This is a genomic window from Enterococcus sp. C65 (genome assembly GCF_040887165.1).
Taxonomy (GTDB): Bacteria; Bacillota; Bacilli; order Lactobacillales; family Enterococcaceae; genus Enterococcus_B; species Enterococcus_B hirae.
Map to the genome: position 1 here is coordinate 26,257 of NZ_JBFOFG010000012.1, position 17,867 is coordinate 44,123.

The 17,867-nt window shown below is 38.0% G+C and carries 15 protein-coding genes; all 15 read left to right on the top strand.

The features are described from left to right. The first annotated feature begins 11 nt into the window (after positions 1-11). The 15 genes from AB3I12_RS12270 (at position 12) to AB3I12_RS12340 (ending at position 17,760) form a co-directional block, all read left to right on the top strand. Positions 12-1,745: a glycosyl hydrolase family 18 protein gene (locus AB3I12_RS12270; RefSeq protein WP_063627460.1), complete on the top strand. Its 1,734-nt coding sequence runs from the start codon at positions 12-14 to the stop codon at positions 1,743-1,745. A gap of 561 nt (positions 1,746-2,306) precedes the next feature. Further along, the gene (locus AB3I12_RS12275; protein ID WP_010737185.1) at positions 2,307-3,326 is read left to right on the top strand and encodes an NAD(P)H-dependent glycerol-3-phosphate dehydrogenase; all 1,020 of its coding nucleotides are present in this window, start codon (positions 2,307-2,309) and stop codon (positions 3,324-3,326) included. Between the two features lie 31 nt (positions 3,327-3,357). After that, complete coding sequence (gene galU, locus AB3I12_RS12280) at positions 3,358-4,227, top strand: UTP--glucose-1-phosphate uridylyltransferase GalU (protein ID WP_063627459.1); 870 nt, start codon at positions 3,358-3,360, stop codon at positions 4,225-4,227. A 169-nt stretch (positions 4,228-4,396) separates the two neighbouring features. Beyond that, positions 4,397-4,753: a hypothetical protein gene (locus AB3I12_RS12285; RefSeq protein ID WP_010720747.1), complete on the top strand. Its 357-nt coding sequence runs from the start codon at positions 4,397-4,399 to the stop codon at positions 4,751-4,753. Positions 4,754-5,534: 781 nt separating this feature from the next. Further along, complete coding sequence (locus tag AB3I12_RS12290) at positions 5,535-6,134, top strand: SIS domain-containing protein (protein WP_010737187.1); 600 nt, start codon at positions 5,535-5,537, stop codon at positions 6,132-6,134. A gap of 680 nt (positions 6,135-6,814) precedes the next feature. After that, positions 6,815-8,554, top strand: a complete 1,740-nt coding sequence (gene yfcC / locus AB3I12_RS12295; protein WP_063627458.1) for a putative basic amino acid antiporter YfcC — start codon at positions 6,815-6,817, stop codon at positions 8,552-8,554. A 244-nt stretch (positions 8,555-8,798) separates the two neighbouring features. Beyond that, positions 8,799-9,983 carry a beta-aspartyl-peptidase gene (gene iadA / locus AB3I12_RS12300; protein ID WP_034867459.1) on the top strand — a complete coding sequence of 395 codons (1,185 nt, stop codon included), beginning with the start codon at positions 8,799-8,801 and terminating at the stop codon, positions 9,981-9,983. 88 nt (positions 9,984-10,071) lie between these two features. Continuing rightward, complete coding sequence (locus AB3I12_RS12305) at positions 10,072-10,296, top strand: CsbD family protein (protein WP_010720743.1); 225 nt, start codon at positions 10,072-10,074, stop codon at positions 10,294-10,296. 758 nt (positions 10,297-11,054) lie between these two features. Further along, positions 11,055-12,734, top strand: a complete 1,680-nt coding sequence (locus AB3I12_RS12310; protein WP_010720742.1) for a ribonuclease J — start codon at positions 11,055-11,057, stop codon at positions 12,732-12,734. Between the two features lie 154 nt (positions 12,735-12,888). After that, entirely contained in the window at positions 12,889-13,362 is a 474-nt protein-coding gene (locus tag AB3I12_RS12315; RefSeq protein WP_010737189.1) for a YbaK/EbsC family protein, read from the top strand. A 153-nt stretch (positions 13,363-13,515) separates the two neighbouring features. Beyond that, positions 13,516-14,196, top strand: a complete 681-nt coding sequence (locus AB3I12_RS12320; RefSeq protein ID WP_010720740.1) for a metal-dependent hydrolase — start codon at positions 13,516-13,518, stop codon at positions 14,194-14,196. 9 nt (positions 14,197-14,205) lie between these two features. Then, positions 14,206-15,537 carry a DRTGG domain-containing protein gene (locus AB3I12_RS12325; protein WP_063627457.1) on the top strand — a complete coding sequence of 444 codons (1,332 nt, stop codon included), beginning with the start codon at positions 14,206-14,208 and terminating at the stop codon, positions 15,535-15,537. A gap of 14 nt (positions 15,538-15,551) precedes the next feature. Further along, complete coding sequence (locus AB3I12_RS12330) at positions 15,552-16,502, top strand: bifunctional oligoribonuclease/PAP phosphatase NrnA (protein ID WP_010720738.1); 951 nt, start codon at positions 15,552-15,554, stop codon at positions 16,500-16,502. A 140-nt stretch (positions 16,503-16,642) separates the two neighbouring features. Then, positions 16,643-16,975: a zinc ribbon domain-containing protein YjdM gene (locus tag AB3I12_RS12335; protein WP_010720737.1), complete on the top strand. Its 333-nt coding sequence runs from the start codon at positions 16,643-16,645 to the stop codon at positions 16,973-16,975. A gap of 77 nt (positions 16,976-17,052) precedes the next feature. After that, positions 17,053-17,760, top strand: coding sequence for a zinc metallopeptidase (locus AB3I12_RS12340; protein ID WP_010720736.1), 708 nt, complete (start codon positions 17,053-17,055; stop codon positions 17,758-17,760). Positions 17,761-17,867: the final 107 nt, after the last annotated feature.

Below are 17,867 nucleotides of genomic sequence, written 5' to 3' on the forward strand. Positions count from 1 at the left end.
GAGGCGGTTTGATGAAGAAAAAACTAGTATTATTTTCTGTAGGTGTGTTTAGTGCAATAGTAAGTGGAGGTACGACGGTTTTTGCAGCTGATGCAGCAGACACGATGCCTGACCTCGCGAATAAACAAATTGCAGTCGGATACTATCATAACTGGCAAGCGGAACAAGGCGCAGGCTATCAAGGAGGTCGTCCAGCCGACATTGATTTGGCCAAAATAAATCCTTTTTACAATGTAGTGACGGTTTCGTTTATGAAAGGAGAAGGGATTCCTACTTTTAAACCTTATAATATGACGGATCAGGCCTTTCGTGAAAAAGTAGCAACATTGAATGCGCAAGGGCGAGCAGTCATTATTTCTCTAGGAGGAGCAGATTCACATATTGAATTACATCGTGGCCAGGAACAAGCTTTTGCGAATGAAATCATTCGGTTAGTAGAAGTATATGGCTTTGATGGATTAGATATTGATTTGGAACAAACTGCGGTGGCTGCTGGGGATAATCAAACAGTCATTCCGGCGGCATTAAAAATCGTTCGTGAGCATTACAAGAAAGAAAACAAACATTTTATTATCTCAATGGCGCCTGAATTTCCATACTTAAGAACAAATGGAGCATATGTACCATATATTACAGCTTTACAAAATGAATATGACTTTATTGCCCCTCAATTGTATAATCAAGCAGGCGATGGGATCAGTGTTGGGACGGAATGGATTGCCCAAAACAATGACAATAAAAAGTATGAATTTTTGTACGGGATTTCAAAATCATTTAATGAAGGAAGCGGTGGCTTTATCCAAATTCCGGCAAGTAAACTAGCTCTAGGGATCCCAGCTAACGAAGATGCCGCAGCGAATGGCTATGTTAAAGATCCTTCAAAGGTCTACCAAGTATTTGAACAAATGACAAAAGATCAAACGCCATTAAAAGGAATCATGACATGGAGTGTCAATTGGGACGAGGGCAGAAATAAAGCTGGGATTGCCTATAATCAGTCGTTTGCGAATGCTTATCAAGGATTGTTCAAAGAGCAAGTACCAGATACTGAGAAACCTTCTAAACCAGAAAATTTAAAAGGAACTGCAACGCAATCAAGCATTTCATTAAGCTGGTCAGCTTCTACTGATAATGTGCGTGTTTCTCATTATAATATTTATCAAAACAAACAACTCATTGGCACTAGTAACACAACCAATTATACGGTGAGCAACTTATCCCCTGACACAACCTATTCATTTACGGTTGAAGCAGTCGATACATCAGGAAATCGCTCAACATCGTCTGACGTATTAACGATCAGAATACAAGCTGGTTCACAATTACCAGCCCCTTCGATGCCAACTGGTTTAGTAGTAAAAGGTGTATCGCAAAACTCTGTGACACTCGGTTGGTCTGCAAATGATCCGAAAGAAGAGGTCATCGGCTATGAAATCTATCGAAATGGAACGCTAGTGACAATAACGAAGTCACCAACTTTCGTAGATACTGGTTTAACTCCTGACACAACGTATACTTATCAAATAGCAGCTGTTAACATTTCTGGTATTTCTAAGAAAAGTCAACAAGTGACAGCGAAAACGACAGCAGATAATCAAGCAGAAGAATGGAAAATTGGGAAATTATATAATATCGGTGATATTGTGACCTATAAAGGAAATCTTTACCGTTGTCGTAACATCCACATGGGACAAATCGGTTGGGAACCTGATGTAGCTTTAGCATTATGGCTGAAGATCAGTTAATAAAGTTAACAAAATAAAAAAAGAGTCAGAGTGCAGTATGTCAGGGCTATTACAATGAGGATGTAATGAGGACATAGACATATAAGGCGCACTCTGATTTTTTTACATAAAATTGTCAGAATCAAAATATAAGATAAGCCACGCAACCATTTTACATGCTCTGATCTAAATAGTTATTTTCAGTTGTTCAGGATGAGAGAATAAACAAAAGAAGAAAACACACAGTTCAATCTGAATTCTGGTGTTTTCTTCTTTTATCATTTAGTAACGATCGTACAAAAGTGATGGGACAAACGATGCAACCCATATCGCTGGAATAAAAATAACTGAAACATTAATTAAAATGGCGGTGTAACAGACCACATATTCTAGCCCCCCTTTCTAGTTGATTCAATGATTATTTATATGATAATTATAACGCTTTGAATGACATAAAATTAAAATGTATCTTAATACAACAATGTCAAGTGTTAAACAAACTGTTAAAACGGGAAAAATAGTTTTCAACATTTAGAGTATCTATACTATAATAGTTACTATCAACTATTTGGAGGAATATCAATGAAACAAAAAATTGCAGTTTTAGGCCCAGGCTCTTGGGGGACTGCTTTAGCGCAAACCTTAGCAGAAAACGGACATGATGTTCGTATTTGGGGAAATGTTCCTGAACAAATCGATGAAATGAATCAGTATCATACAAATAAACAATTTTTACCTAACCTAAAAATTTCCGAAACGATTATCGGTTATAAAGAATTAGCAGAAGCAGTGAAGGATGTCGATGCGGTTTTATTCGTTGTACCAACGAAAGCCATTCGTTCAGTTGCTCAAGAATTGATTGAGAAAATGAATACTAAACCAATCATCATTCATGCAAGTAAAGGGTTAGAGCAAGGAACACATAAACGCATTTCTGAAGTTATTGCTGAAGAGATTCCAGAGGAAAAAAGAAAGGCAATCGTCGTGCTTTCTGGACCAAGCCACGCGGAAGAAGTTGCTGTTCATGATATTACGACCATTACTGCTGCAAGCATTGATCAGCAAGCGGCAATCTATGTGCAAGATCTGTTCATGAATGATTATTTTAGAATTTATACGAATAATGATGTCATCGGAGTTGAAACGGGTGCGGCTTTAAAAAATATCATTGCTATCGGTGCTGGTGCCATCCATGGATTAGGTTTTGGTGATGATGCAAAAGCGGCGATCATGACTCGAGGATTAGCGGAGATTAGCCGTCTAGGAGTGGCAATGGGTGCCAATCCATTGACATTTATTGGCTTGAGTGGTGTAGGTGACTTAATCGTGACTTGTACAAGTGTCCATTCTCGTAACTGGCGAGCAGGAAATTTGCTTGGTCAAGGACATAAATTAGAAGAAGTACTTGAGAATATGGGAATGGTGGTTGAAGGAGTCTCTACTACTAAAGCTGCGGTTGAATTAGCGGAACAACTAGGGGTAGAGATGCCGATCACACAGACAATCTACAATGTATTATATAATGGAGAAGACATCAAACAAGCAGCCAAAGAAATCATGTTGCGAGATGGTAAAATAGAGAATGAATTTTCATTAAGCTAAGGGCTTATATTGAAATGAGAGGACGGGGTGTATGAAAGTTAAGAAAGCAATCATACCTGCAGGTGGTTTAGGCACGCGTTTTTTACCTGCGACAAAAGCAATGGCTAAAGAAATGCTTCCTATTGTTGACAAACCAACGATCCAATTCATTGTTGAAGAAGCATTAAAATCTGGGATTGAAGATATTTTAATTGTTACTGGGAAAGAAAAACGTCCGATCGAAGATCATTTTGATGCTAACCTTGAATTGGAATTAAATCTGCGTGAGAAGGGAAAACTCGATTTATTAAGTACCATCAAGGAAACAGAAGCTGTTAATCTTCATTTTATCCGACAATCTTACCCCAAAGGATTAGGGCATGCAGTTCTTCAGGCCAAAGCATTTGTAGGAGATGAACCATTTGTTGTCATGTTAGGGGACGATTTGATGGTGGATCAAGTCCTTTTGACAAAACAGCTAATGATGGACTTCGAGGAAACTCATTCATCAACGATTGCAGTGATGGAAGTTTTGCCAGAAGATACAGGAAAATATGGAATCATTGATCCTGGAGAGGAAGAAAAAACTGGGTTATATCGAGTAAGAAAAATGGTAGAAAAACCTACTCCTCAAGAGGCGCCTAGTAACCTTGCCATTATTGGACGCTATTTATTAACACCAGACATTTTTCCAATACTCGAAACGCAAACACCAGGTGCGGGCAATGAAATCCAATTAACGGATGCGATTGATACATTAAATCGCCATCAAAAAGTCTATGCAAGAAATTTTAAAGGGAGACGATATGATGTTGGTGATAAATATGGTTACATGCGAACCAATATTGATTATGGGTTACAACATCCAGAAATCGGCGCTACCCTTAAAGAGTATCTGATACAACTTAGTAAAGAGTTATAATTTCTAAACTAAGGTACTTTTACTTGGTCTTATCTAGTTCGTTGCTTAAATTTTAGTAAAATACTTTTTGTTAGCTATTAAAATAAACGTCATTTTGCTTATTATGTAGTAATATAAAAGAGTTATGGCAAAATTGACTTTTAAATACAGAAAAGGTGTGTAGCTTTGTATGGGAAAATTGATTACAATCGGTCAAACACTTCTTGATGGATTGAAATGGCTGATGGAAGGAAATAACTGGTTGTTTTTGACTCCATTGGTGCTAATTTGTGGATATGTTTTCATTCAAATGGCTAGAAAAAAAGAGAAATTATTGATTTTTATCTGGTATTTAGCAACAATTTCTATTTTAAGTGTTATGCTTGAACTTGCTTTAGGTGCGTGGGAAGCTATGATTTTTGCTTTGATATTTATCATAGGTTATTTCATCATCTTTATCCCTTATTTCTTTAGAGGCGTTCATATCGGCAAAAAAGGCAGACACACGGCTTCTCATCGCAGAACAAAACGATCAGATAAACGCTAAAAGCAGTGAGTTAAGAAAGTTGATCTATGTAGCTTGCAACTACGGTTATTGCTCGCTTGAGTTTTTCGTTAGAACAAAGCAATCGCTGGTTAAATCCATTTTATTTGGATGAGCGGTTGCTTTTTTGTCTGGTTTTAGGGTCTGAGTATACCATTTAAGGAATGGGAGTTAGCAAAAAGCAGTAGGGGAGAGTCATCCTGGTAGGCTAAGCAAAAAAATGATCATGACATGTCTAATTGTGGACGGCAAATTTATTTATTTAAGTAGATATTGGCTGTTATCATTGATAAAAAATAAATCTAAAAACAAGAATCCTATCACGATAGGATTCTTGTTCAGTTAAAAAAAGTTGATTTATATGTCAAGAAAACAGACCATGGTTTTTTTATTTTTTCGGACTTGCACTTGTCTGATAGATTACTTAAAATGATTGAAGATAGAAACAGCAGAATAAAAAAAGGCTCCCTAATAGTTAGCGGCAACTAACTATCAGGGAATGACCAGTCACACGTATACACCCTGACCGATCATTTGCCATAGTCAATGCAAGGCATCGACCGTATTTATTGTACCTAATTTCTGGGGAGATTTCTACCCTTGTGTCGGTTTTTCGATGGTCGGTAGCTCGTTTATTTACTATGTCAAGGTATTGGGCAGTATGCTCAATGCCTTTTTTTATCTTTCATTTTCAAGCAAAAGGTTGATACGTCTTAACTGATTTCTTTTTTTATGTTTTAGCACACTTGCTGTTTTTGTTGTGAAATTAAAGGTGGATAAATAAATGAGTTTACGCTATTTTGATTATTATCAGCAACTAGAAAAGAAATTAAGAATCGAAGAACCCTTGATGGTTCAAGCTGCTTCTTTAATTGCTCGTCAAGTTTCATTAGGTGGACGTTTACAAATCTTTGCTAGTCGTACACTAAGCGGGATAGCATTTGAGTTTTGGGAGCATTTACCTGAAATGATACCGGGCAAGTTAATTGAAAATCCGGCAAATGGGATATATGAAACTTTGGAAGGAACAGGAAAAGCGATCATTGATCAGCTCTCTGTCAAACAAGCAGATATTTTTCTACTTCTTTCCAATGAAGGTAGGGATCCAAGTATTGTGGAGTTAGCTCAATGGATCAAGTCAAATGGTCATTTACTGATTATTGTTACTGGATTTGATCTCTCGCGAAGTATCAAATCACAACACAGTAATGGGTTGCGATTGTTTGAATTTGCTGACCTAGTATTGGATAACCATGCACAAATGAATGATACCGCTTTATCATTGTCAGAAGTTGAGCTTGCTCTTTGTGATAGTTCCTCTATCGCTACCATATTACTATTGCAGCAAACCCTATATTTTACAGTCTGCCAGCTGATTCGTTAGGGAACGTAAAAATAGAATGAATGGAAACATTGCCTTGAAGTAGATGAAAAAGGGACACCTTTGAATAAAACTAGGAACATTCGGCGATTTCTAAGTGTTAGTGTAAAAATTAGAGCAAGGTAACATCTTTTTTCAATAGTTAAAACAAGCAAAATATCACAAAGAAGAGACAAAAAAGAATTCACTTGAATTCTTTTTTGTCTCTTAATACACGTTGATGAAAGAGTCTTCCCCAAAACTCTTTACATTGCAATTATAGTACATTAGTTATGATTATTGCAATGAAGATTGTTTATAGATTAAAAAAAGTCTGAAGCAGCTATTTTTTCTAATACACTATCTGTTTTTTTATTCGTTTTTTTTCGGATAAATAATGAATAAAAAATTCTATTTATATCGAATGTTGAAAAAATATACATATTTTAAAAATGATAAAATGTAATTGGTTTTTCTTCATAAATAATAAAACAAGTAAAGATATCATATGAAACTAATTGATTATATGCTTGCGTCACAAAATACAAAAGAGTTATTTAACTTTTTTTGGTTGTTTTTAACAAAAATAAAAAAGATTGCTTTAATAGATAATTAATGTGTTTAGCGTTTTTTTGCTGTATAATCTAATCTGATATTGATTGTTTTATTCATAAAAATTTAAAGATAGAAAGGAAGACTTCATAGTGAAGAAGCAAGTGTCTTCGGGGAAATCCAAACGGGATCTCACAAAAATGACGACACCTCATACTTATGTCATCATTTTTGGAGTGGTCATCCTTGCTTGGTTGCTGACATTTATTGTACCAGCAGGAAAATTTAGTACACAAGATATCGAATACCAAGATGCAAATGGAGAAACAAGTACGCGAACTGTATTACGCCAAGATTCATTTCGTTATGCTTATGCCTTGGATCGCTCCTATGTATTTGATCAATTAGAGAAGTTACAAAATGATCCGACGGAAAGAGAGAAATTAAAAGTCCCTGAAAAAGGGTTAGAAGAAGTGATTTCTGAAGGTGAAAAGAAATTAACGCAAGAAAAGTTAGATGAAATCTCTTTAACAGATGATGTACTTTATGACCAATTTGGCGAACGCATTTATGATACTTCAAAAAAACTCCATAAAACGGCTCGAGTATGGGGGACCGATGATTTTGGTGGTTTCGGATTTTTGAATTTTGTCTTTGAAGGGTTAGTTTCAGGAGACAAGTATGGATCGGCTGTCGGAATCGCTGCGCTTATTTTAGTTGTTGGTGGTGCTTTTGGAATTATCATGCGCACCGGGGCAATTGATGCAGGGATCTATGCTTTCATCAGTAAGACAAGGGGACTGGAGCGTTTAGCCTTACCGCTATTATTTTTTGCTTTTTCATTCGGTGGCGCGACATTCGGCATGGCAGAGGAAGTCATTCCTTTTTCTATGGTGATGGTCCCATTTGTGATAGCTCTTGGTTATGACTCGATCGTTGCAGTAACAGTCACGTATGTCGCCTCTCAAGTCGGAAATGCGACTTCCTGGATGAGTCCGTTTAGTGTAGCAGTTGCTCAAGGGATCGCTGGCATTCCAGTGTTATCGGGTGCGACGTTCCGATTGATCATGTGGGTCGTTATCACAGCGTTATCTGCTGGCTATTTGATGATTTATGGGGAGAAAATCCGTAAAAACCCTGAAAGCTCATTGACGTATAAATCAGATGATTATTTCAGAAGTCATTTGAAAAAAACAACCGACGAGAAAAAAGCGTTTATGTTGGGACACAAATTGATTTTACTTGAAATGCTCATCGTATTGGTTTGGATCGTTTGGGGTGTTACGCAAGAAGGGTATTATATCCCAGAAATTGCTTCACAATTTTTTGTTATGGGATTAGTCGCAGGGATCATTGCAGTAATCTTCAAATTGGATGGCATGCGGATCAATGATATTGCCTCTTCTTTCCAATCGGGTGCTGCTGATTTAGCTGGAACAGCAATCGTTGTAGGGATGGCAAAAGGGATCTTATTAGTATTAGGTGGCTCAGATGCTTCTGTTCCTTCTGCTTTAAACACCATTCTAAATGGTATCGGTACAGCTTTAGCAGGAGTACCAGCGGCTATCGGAGCGTGGGCAATGTATATTTTCCAAAGCCTGTTTAATTTAGTCGTGACATCCAATTCTGGTCAAGCGGCGTTAACGATGCCAATCATGGCACCACTTGCTGACTTAGTAGGGGTCTCTCGTCAAGTAGCTGTATTAGCTTATCAATTAGGCGCTGGATTTATGGATGCCTTTACCCCTGTATCAGCTAGTTTGATTGGTGTCTTAGGTGTTGCACGTATCGAGTGGGCAAAATGGGCAAGATTCCAAATCAAAATGCAAGGATTCTTTTTTGTCCTAGGTACTATCTTTATCATGATTGCGATAGCAATCGGCTTACAATAGCGAAGTAAGAATACTATTTATTAAGGTCAGGGTTAGTGAAGTATGCACGGTGTTTTTTCTGATGACAGAGGAACTCGATGCTTTTTCAAACTTACTAGCCAAAAAGTTGACTTATAGAAAGCAAGCCGAAGAGACTGAAAATAGTTTGTCTTATTTTCATTATTCTTCGGCTTTTTTATACTAAAAATAGTTACTTTTGAAACAAAGAAAACCAAAATATCGGTATCAGAAAGGATGAAGTCAAATGAAAATCATTCGTCAAATTGAGGTCTATGCACCAGATTATTTAGGGGTCATGGATGTATTGATTGCTGGGGATAAAATTATTGCGCTTGAAGAAGCGTTGACCGGTGGCTATGCTGAGTTAGAAGTGGAAGAAATTTCCGGTAGTGGGAAAGTGTTGACACCGGGCTTTATTGATTGCCATTTTCACCTTTTAGGTGGAGGTGGAGAGGGCGGTTTTCAAAATCGTACGCCAGAAGTAACTTTAAGTCAATTGACGACAGCGGGTGTAACAACAGTTGTTGGGTGTTTGGGAACAGATGGTGAAGGTCGTGACATGACTGCGCTTATCAGTAAGGGAAAAGGCTTAGAAGCAGAAGGGATCTCAACTTACGTCTATGAAGGTTCTTATCGGTTACCACTCAAAACGGTTACGGATTCAATCATCAAAGATTTTTTGACAATTGATAAAATCATCGGAATTGGCGAAATTGCTGTTTCTGACCATCGATCATCTCAGCCCACATTTGAAGAATTTTCTCGAGCAACTGCTGATGCCCGAGTAGGAGGCATGTTGTCTGGTAAAGCTGGTATCGTCAATGTCCATTTAGGTGGAGGAAAACGTAAACTAGAGTTATTAACAAGGGTAGTTGAGGAAACCGAGATTCCGATTACGCAATTTTTACCTACCCATGCCAACCGCACGCCAGAACTTTTAACAGCTTGTATCGAGTTTGCGAAAAAAGGTGGGACAATTGACTTCACAGCGAGCGAAGATCCTGATTTTTGGGAACGAACAGATGGGGAAGTCCGCTTTAGTAAAGCTTTAAAACAGTTGATCGAAGCTGGCGTTTCCCTTGATCATTTTACAATGTCATCTGATGGACAAGGAAGTTTACCTTATTTTGATGAAAAAAATCACTTTCTTGGTATGGGTGTCGGAAGCGCAAAATCACTACTGGTAGGTATCAAAGAAGCGGTAGAAAAAGAAGAGATTCCACTTGAAGTAGCCTTGCGAGCAATCACAGTCAATCCCGCTCGTGTGTTAAAGCTGGAGCGAAAAGGAACAATCAAAGTAGGGAACGATGCTGATCTATGTATACTTGACAAAGAAACCTTAGCCATCGAAACAGTGATCGCCAAAGGACAAGTAATGGTTGAAAACAAAGAAGTTAAAGTGTGGGGAACCTTTGAAAAAACGATCTAAGAGCATACTGTTTGTCTGTTTTTCAAGTTGATGATACCCTGATAATAGTTAGATAGTTAGAAATGAGAAATTTAAGGGAGGAATTAATATGGCAGATTTAAAAGGACGTTCTGAAGATGCAAAAGACAAAGTAGTTGGTAAAGGAAAAGAAGCTTACGGTAAAGCAACAGATGATAAAAGCAAAGAAGCTGAAGGAAAAGCACAATCACTTGGTGCTGATATCAAAGAAAAAGCTCGTAATTTAGGCGATGATATCAAAGAAGGCTTTGAAGATGTCAAAGAAAAATTCTCCAAAAAAGATGATAAAAAATAGTTTCTCCAAAAGAGAAGTTTGGTTAAAACTTTGAGAATGATCCTCTGGTTTTGTCCAAAGCGAGTTCTTAAGGAAGATTGATTGTAAAAGACGATAGATTTGGTTTATTGTGTTTTGCACCTCTTATAGTTAGTAAACGAACTTTTGAGGTGCGCCACGATACCGATTCTACCGTCTTTTTTTAGTATGCGTTCCAGCAAATCTGTTGATGTACTCTCTCGAATTATAATAAGTATAATTATAAGTCAATGAACTTAATAGAGCTTTGAAGTGATTGGTAGTAAGAAAGCCTTTATTGAGATCGAAAATCCTACTATAGTTATTCCTAAAAATATGGTAAAATAGACGGAGTATGTTTGTAACAGAAGAACGGATAAAAGTAGACAGTTTGTTAAATTGAGACTGTTTTAATCAATGATTTGAGGCAAGATTGGTTGTGCTTTATAAAACCAGGCTTTTTTTCTTGAGAATAGCAGATGCTAGCGATTTATCTAATTTGTTGTATAATGATGGGGAGTAGTCGAATCCATTGTTTTCGACTTTTGTGTTAAAAATAATCGATTCATCGCTTTAATGAAACTTATTCAAAAATGGCAGAAGATAAACAAGAGGACTGTCAATCAGCTGCTTTTTCTTGCTAAGCAATAGAAGAAGTCAGCTAAAATTTTGTGAGTTGCTCATTGAGATGAATCATCTATTTAGTTAAAGAAGAGAATCGATGTCTTTAAACTTGGACATCATAAGAAGAGGTGAAATTTGTGAGTACCATTAAAATTATCCCTTTAGGCGGCGTACGTGAAAATGGAAAAAATATGTACATCGCTGAAGTGGGAGAAGATATTTTTGTTTTAGACTGTGGTTTAAAATATCCTGAAAACGAATTGTTAGGTATTGATGTAGTCATTCCTGACTTTACGTATCTGGAAGAAAACATTGATCGGGTAGCGGGAGTCTTTTTGACACATGGACATGCAGATGCGATCGGAGCGTTACCTTATTTACTTTCTAAGCTCTCTGTACCAGTATTTGGAACCGAGTTAACGATCGAGCTTGCTAAATTGAGTGTGGGACGAAATGATGCAGCAAAAGGTTTCAAAGATTTCCATGTAGTCGATGAACACACGGAGATTGATTTTGGCGAGACGATCGTCAGCTTTTTCCGAACCACCCACACGATTCCAGACTCAGTCGGGATCAACTTGAAAACCAAAGAGGGCAGTATCGTTTACACAGGCGATTTTAAATTCGATCAGACAGCTATTCCAATGTATCAAACTGATTATGCTCGTTTGGCAGAAATCGGTAAAGAAGGCGTATTGGCATTACTTAGTGAATCAGCGAACGCTGAAAACTCAGTTCCTGTAGCATCAGAGCTGCAGATTGCGGATGAAGTCTTCGATACGATCAAGTATTGGGAAGGTAGAATTATCGTTGCTTGTGTGGCAAGTAATCTACAGCGGGTTCAACAAGTCTTGGATGCAGCCGAAAAGGCACAAAGAAAAGTAGTATTGACAGGGCAAGATTTTGAACGGATTATTCGAACAGCAATGCGTCTGGAAAAACTACAACTTCCGAGTGAAGATTTGCTTGTGACCTTGAAGGACATGAAGAAATACAAACCAGAAGAAATCATCATTTTAGAAACTGGACGGATGGGTGAACCAATTAAGTCATTGCAAAAAATGGCCAATAAAACCCACCGTAATATCAAAATCGAAGAAGGCGACTTAGTCTATATCACAACTACTCCAAGTATTGCGATGGAAACGATGGTAGCTAAAACAGAAGATATCATTTATCGTGCAGGTGGTACGGTCAAATTGATCTCTGAAAACATGCGAGTGTCTGGACATGCGAACCCTAACGATCTTCAGTTGATGCTTAATTTGATGAGACCAACTTATTTTATTCCTGTTCAAGGTGAATATCGTGAATTAGCTGCTCATGCTGATTTAGCTCATGCCGTCGGGATCCCTTACAAAAACATTTACATCACAGGACGTGGTGATGTGTTGGAATATAAAAATAAACGGATGAGTGTCGCTGGAACGATCAGTGCTGAAAATGTGATGATCGATGGTTTAGGAATTGGTGATATTGGTAATATTGTGTTACGTGACCGTAAAATCTTGTCAGAAGATGGTATTTTTGTAGCTGTAGTTACTATTAGTCGCCGTGAAAAGAAAATCGTCTCAAAACCACAAATCACATCTCGCGGTTTCGTTTATGTCAAAGCTAGTCGTGACTTGATGAAAGAAAGTGGGACGATGATCGAAGAAATCGTGGAAAAACACTTGGAAAGTAACGACTTTGAGTGGAGTAAATTAAAACAAGACATTCGAGATCAATTAGGACGCTACCTATTTGAACAAACAAAACGTCGTCCAGTGATTTTACCAGTGATCATGGAAGCAACACAACGTAGAGGCAAAAAATAATTGAAACAATAATGGTGTGGAAAAGGTCGTAATCTTTTAAAGAGGTGACTTTTCCATACCATTTTTTGTATCAGTTGAACCAAAGTTCTTGCTCGTTCTTTTTTTTCTATTTTTTTGTAAAATAAAAGAGAAGGAAATGGAAGGAAGATAGTAGATGAAAACAAAAGTAGAAGAATATTTAGAAAAAGAAAGAATTTCTTACGAAGCTCTGACATTTAATCAGACAGAATTGAATGATTTTCAAAAAATACTCAAGCAAAAACAGATTGATCAAAACAGTGTTTGTAAAACATTAGTTTTGAAAGGGGATAAAACAGGTGTAATCATTGCCGTTGTTCCATTGTCGGAACATTTAGATTACAAAAAAACCAGGAAAATTTCTGGTGATCACAAAGTCGGTTTTCCCGGAATGGATTTTGTGATGGCATCTACTGGTTATCCACATGGTGCAAATACACCGATCGGCATTTATCTTAAACACCCAGATTATCTTTTTTTAGTTGATGCGTCTTTCAAAGAAAAGCAAGTGTTGGTCATGTCAAGTGGCGAAATTGGCAGAAGCATTAAGATCGCTAGAACAGACTTCGAAAAAATAGTTCCTTTTACGTATGCAGAGTTAGTGGAGTAGCGTACTTAGAGTGGTTTGAGCTGATTTGCCACTTGGTACAAACTGTATTATCTGTTACAATGATTACGTATGTACTGTACTATTATTTAGGATTATTCTCTAAATGAAATCGGTTTATTTAATGTATGAAAGAAAGTAAAAGGAGTGAGAAAAGTGAAAATTACTTATCACGGACATTCATGTGTGTCGATCGAAATGAAAAATGGTGAACGCTTGATTATCGACCCGTTTATTACAGGCAATCCGTTAACAGATTTAACAGTGGATAAGGTAGAAGTAGACTGGGTTTTAGTTACTCATGGGCACAACGATCATGTAGGAGACATGGTGCCGATTGCTAAACAAAATGATGCAACGATTATCAGCATTGTTGAGATTACCAATTATGCGGAACAGTTAGGTGCCAAAGGACATGGGATGAATATTGGTGGAAAATATGAATTTCCATTTGGGATCGTAAAATTTGTTCCTGCTCAGCACAGCTCAAGTTATGAGGTAGCTGGCACACCGCTTTATATGGGCGAACCTAGTGGGATTGTGATCCAAGCGGAAGGAAAAACGATCTATCACGCAGGAGATACCGCTGATTTTAGTGATTTGGCTTTACTTGCCGAACAATTTACCATTGACGTTGCCTTTTTACCAATTGGTGATAATTTTACAATGGGACCAGAAGATGCAGCGAGAGCAGCAAAACGGATTGGCGCTAAGCTAGTCGTTCCTATCCATTACAATACATTTCCTGTTATCCAACAAGATCCTCAACTATTTATTGAGAAGTTGGCAGGGAACGAAGGAAAAATAATGAGCGTTTCTGAAACGCTAGAAGTGTAGGTTAAAGATATGGCGACGAAACATGACTTGATTTTAGAATATATCGAAAGCTTACCGGTTGGAAATCGTATTTCAGTCAGAAGTATAGCAAAAGAATTAAACGTAAGTGAAGGAACGGCCTATCGTGCCATCAAGGATGCTGAAAATATCGGATTAGTTTCAACGATCCAACGTGTCGGAACAATCCGGATTGAGCGGAAATTGAAAAAACATATTGAACGACTGACGTTTGGGGAAGTCGTCAGGATCATTGAAGGAGATGTATTGGGAGGTGCAACAGGATTAGACAAAGTATTGAATAAATTTGTGATCGGTGCGATGACGAAACATGCGATGGAACGCTATATCACACCAGGATCACTGATGATCGTCGGTAACCGCACGGAAGTTCAAAAATTAGCTTTAGAAGATGGAGCCGCCGTGCTGATTACTGGTGGATTTGACACTACCCCCGAGATTGCTCGCTTAGCAGACGAATTAGCGATGCCGATTCTTCGTACGACTTATGATACCTTTACCGTAGCAACGATGATCAACCGTGCTTTGAGTGATCAATTGATTAAAAAAGACATTATGCTTGTCAGTGATATCTATATGTCAGCAGAAAAGACACACTACCTGCTACAAACAGATACGATCGCCGATTATCAAAAACTATCAGAGGAAACGCACCATTCACGATTTCCAGTAGTGAACCGTCACATGCGCTTGATGGGAATTATTACTGCTAAAGATGTACTTGGTAAAGCAGATACACAAGTAATTGAGCGGGTCATGACAAAAGACCCGATCAGTGTGAAAAAAAACATGAGTGTTGCTTCTGTCAGCCATCAAATGATCTGGGATGGTTTAGAAGTCATGCCAGTCGTTTCGGATGATTTGACACTTGAAGGGCTGATTACTCGGCAAGATGTGATGAAAGCCATGCAGTTAGTTCAGCGACAACCGCAAATTGCAGATACGATCTCTGACCAAATCTCAGGAGGAATCCAAACGATCGATCGAGACCGAGACGGGAATCTTTTGGCAAATCCAAAGTTTAAATTTATGGTTACCCCTCAAATGGTCAATGGGGTCGGTACGATTTCATTTGGTGTATTAAGTGAGATCCTTTCTGATGTTGCACAAAAAACCATGGTATTAAATCAACGCAGAAATATCATGATCGAACAGATGAGTCTCCATTATCTACGTTTAATCCAACTTGAAAGCGAATTGGATATTCGTCCAAGAGTGCTTGAAATTGGTCGGAGATCAGCCAAACTAGACATTGAAGTATATATCGAAAATACGATCGTTTCCAAGGCAATCGTTGTTTGCCAAGTAATGGAACGTTCATAGAAAGCAGGGAAATAATGACTGTCCAATCTGAAATTTTAGCAGAAATAAAAACATATGATCGAATCATCATCCATCGACATCAACGTCCTGACCCAGATGCTTTAGGTTCTCAAGTAGGTTTAGCAGAGATTTTAAGAGCAACGTTTCCTCAAAAAGAAATTTACCAAGTCGGGGAAACTGTGGAGGGCTTGCGCTTTTTAGCAGAAATGCAAATAGTTGATGATCAAGTGTATGAAGGAGCTTTGGTCATCGTCACTGATACAGCAAATGCACCTAGAATCAGTGATGATCGTTTTAAGTTAGGTGAGAAATTAATAAAAATTGATCATCATCCAAATGATGAACCGTATGGTGATCTGGTCTGGGTCGATACGAAAGCCAGCAGTTGTAGTGAGATGATTACGGAGTTTGCCCTCATGTTTCCAAATGAGTTAACGTTGAATACTAGTGCAGCGCGTTTGCTTTATGCTGGGATTGTAGGAGATACAGGACGCTTCCTATATCCAGCTACAACCGCCAGGACGTTGGAAATTGCAGCAGATTTAAGACGTTATCCTTTTGATGCCAGTGCATTGAATCGTGAAATTGAACAAATGCCGATGAAAGTTGCTAAACTTTCAGGTTATTTATACCAAAATATCCAGGTTGATGAAAATGGCGCAGGAAAAGTGATTTTATCACAAGAACTCCTTTCGCAATACGGAATTGATGATTCTGAAACAGCAGCTGTTGTTTCCTTGCCTGGTGTCATTGATGAGGTATTAGCTTGGGGAATCTTTGTGCAACAACCTGAAGGATATTACCGTGTACGGTTACGTTCGAAAGGCCCGATCATTAATGAATTAGCGAAAAAGCATCATGGTGGTGGCCACCCGCTCGCAAGTGGCGCAAGTGCGAAAGATTTAGCGGAAGTGGCAGAAATTTATGACGAAATCAAAGAGATTTGTCATGCGTATCAAAGATAGTAACTATTTTAGAAGAGAGAGTTGTTCGTTGTAAAAAGGATTTTTACTAAACTTTGTTTTAAAAATCACAAGTCTCTCTTTTCAAAAGACACGTTATCCGTTACAATAATGCTCAACGCTATTTTTAAAGGAGAAAGAAGATGACATTACCAAACTGCCCACAATGTGGCTCTGAATACACTTACGAAGATCGAGGATTATTTATTTGTCCTGAATGTGCAAATGAATGGACAAATGAAGAACAGGACCAAGTAGATGGCTTGATCGTTCTTGATGCTAATGGTAATCCTTTGGCAGAAGGCGATAGTGTGACAGTGATCAAAGATTTAAAAGTGAAAGGTGCATCTGGTGCCATCAAACAAGGAACAAAAGTGAAAAATATTCGTCTAGTGGAAGGCGACCATAACATTGATTGTAAAGTCGATGGATTTGGACCGATGAAATTAAAATCAGAATTTGTTAAAAAACTCTAATACACTCAAGGTATTTTCACCTTCTTTTTAGATCACTCATGGTAAAATAAGTTAAAATAAAAAGGAGTGGATTTATCATGTATGGATATGGCATGTATGGCTTTTTTGATCCTACATTTTTGTTAGTGATCATCGGATTAGTTATTTCCGGTATTGCCTCAGCTTATGTGAACAGTACTTTTCGTAAATATGACAAAATCAGAAGTAAGAATAACGTGACGGGTACTCAAGCAGCGCAATACATTTTACAAAGTCAACAAATTAATGATGTCGGTGTCCAACAAATTGCAGGAGATTTGACCGATAATTATAATTCAGGAAATAAAATGTTGAGCTTATCACAAGCAACGGCACAGTCTACTTCGGTAGCTGCAATTGGTGTTGCTGCCCATGAATGTGGGCATGCGGTACAAGATGCTGTTGGTTATGCGCCACTAAAGATTCGTGCCGCACTGGTTCCAGTGGCTAATTTTGGTTCGATGATTTCATTTCCATTGATTTTGATTGGTGTTTTACTGAGCTGGAATGATACATTGATCAACATCGGTATTTTTGCTTTTTCACTTGCGCTTTTGTTTCAGCTAGTTACATTACCAGTCGAATTTAATGCATCCAGACGAGCCATTCAAATTCTAAGCGAAGGTGGTCTTCTGACAGCAGAAGAAGTACCAATGGCTAGACACGTACTCTTTGCCGCAGCATTGACATACGTAGCTGCAGCACTTGCCACTTTCTTACAATTGCTTCGTTTGATCTTATTATTCGGTGGTAATCGTAGAGACTAGTACATGGGACATTATTAAGGTCCTTACTAGCAATGAAAAATCGTAAGTAATCATCGTTAAACCGCTTTGACCTGGTTCAAACGCAAAGAGTTGAATAAGATAGGGCT

What these genes read in the sequence shown, in the direction of transcription:
- AB3I12_RS12270 (WP_063627460.1), top strand. Translation starts at nt 12, where the DNA reads ATGAAGAAAAAACTAGTATTATTTTCTGTAGGTGTGTTTAGTGCAATA.
- AB3I12_RS12275 (WP_010737185.1), top strand. Translation starts at nt 2,307, where the DNA reads ATGAAACAAAAAATTGCAGTTTTAGGCCCAGGCTCTTGGGGGACTGCT.
- galU (WP_063627459.1), top strand. Translation starts at nt 3,358, where the DNA reads ATGAAAGTTAAGAAAGCAATCATACCTGCAGGTGGTTTAGGCACGCGT.
- AB3I12_RS12285 (WP_010720747.1), top strand. Translation starts at nt 4,397, where the DNA reads ATGGGAAAATTGATTACAATCGGTCAAACACTTCTTGATGGATTGAAA.
- AB3I12_RS12290 (WP_010737187.1), top strand. Translation starts at nt 5,535, where the DNA reads ATGAGTTTACGCTATTTTGATTATTATCAGCAACTAGAAAAGAAATTA.
- iadA (WP_034867459.1), top strand. Translation starts at nt 8,799, where the DNA reads ATGAAAATCATTCGTCAAATTGAGGTCTATGCACCAGATTATTTAGGG.
- AB3I12_RS12305 (WP_010720743.1), top strand. Translation starts at nt 10,072, where the DNA reads ATGGCAGATTTAAAAGGACGTTCTGAAGATGCAAAAGACAAAGTAGTT.
- AB3I12_RS12315 (WP_010737189.1), top strand. Translation starts at nt 12,889, where the DNA reads ATGAAAACAAAAGTAGAAGAATATTTAGAAAAAGAAAGAATTTCTTAC.
- AB3I12_RS12325 (WP_063627457.1), top strand. Translation starts at nt 14,206, where the DNA reads ATGGCGACGAAACATGACTTGATTTTAGAATATATCGAAAGCTTACCG.
- AB3I12_RS12330 (WP_010720738.1), top strand. Translation starts at nt 15,552, where the DNA reads ATGACTGTCCAATCTGAAATTTTAGCAGAAATAAAAACATATGATCGA.
- AB3I12_RS12335 (WP_010720737.1), top strand. Translation starts at nt 16,643, where the DNA reads ATGACATTACCAAACTGCCCACAATGTGGCTCTGAATACACTTACGAA.
- AB3I12_RS12340 (WP_010720736.1), top strand. Translation starts at nt 17,053, where the DNA reads ATGTATGGATATGGCATGTATGGCTTTTTTGATCCTACATTTTTGTTA.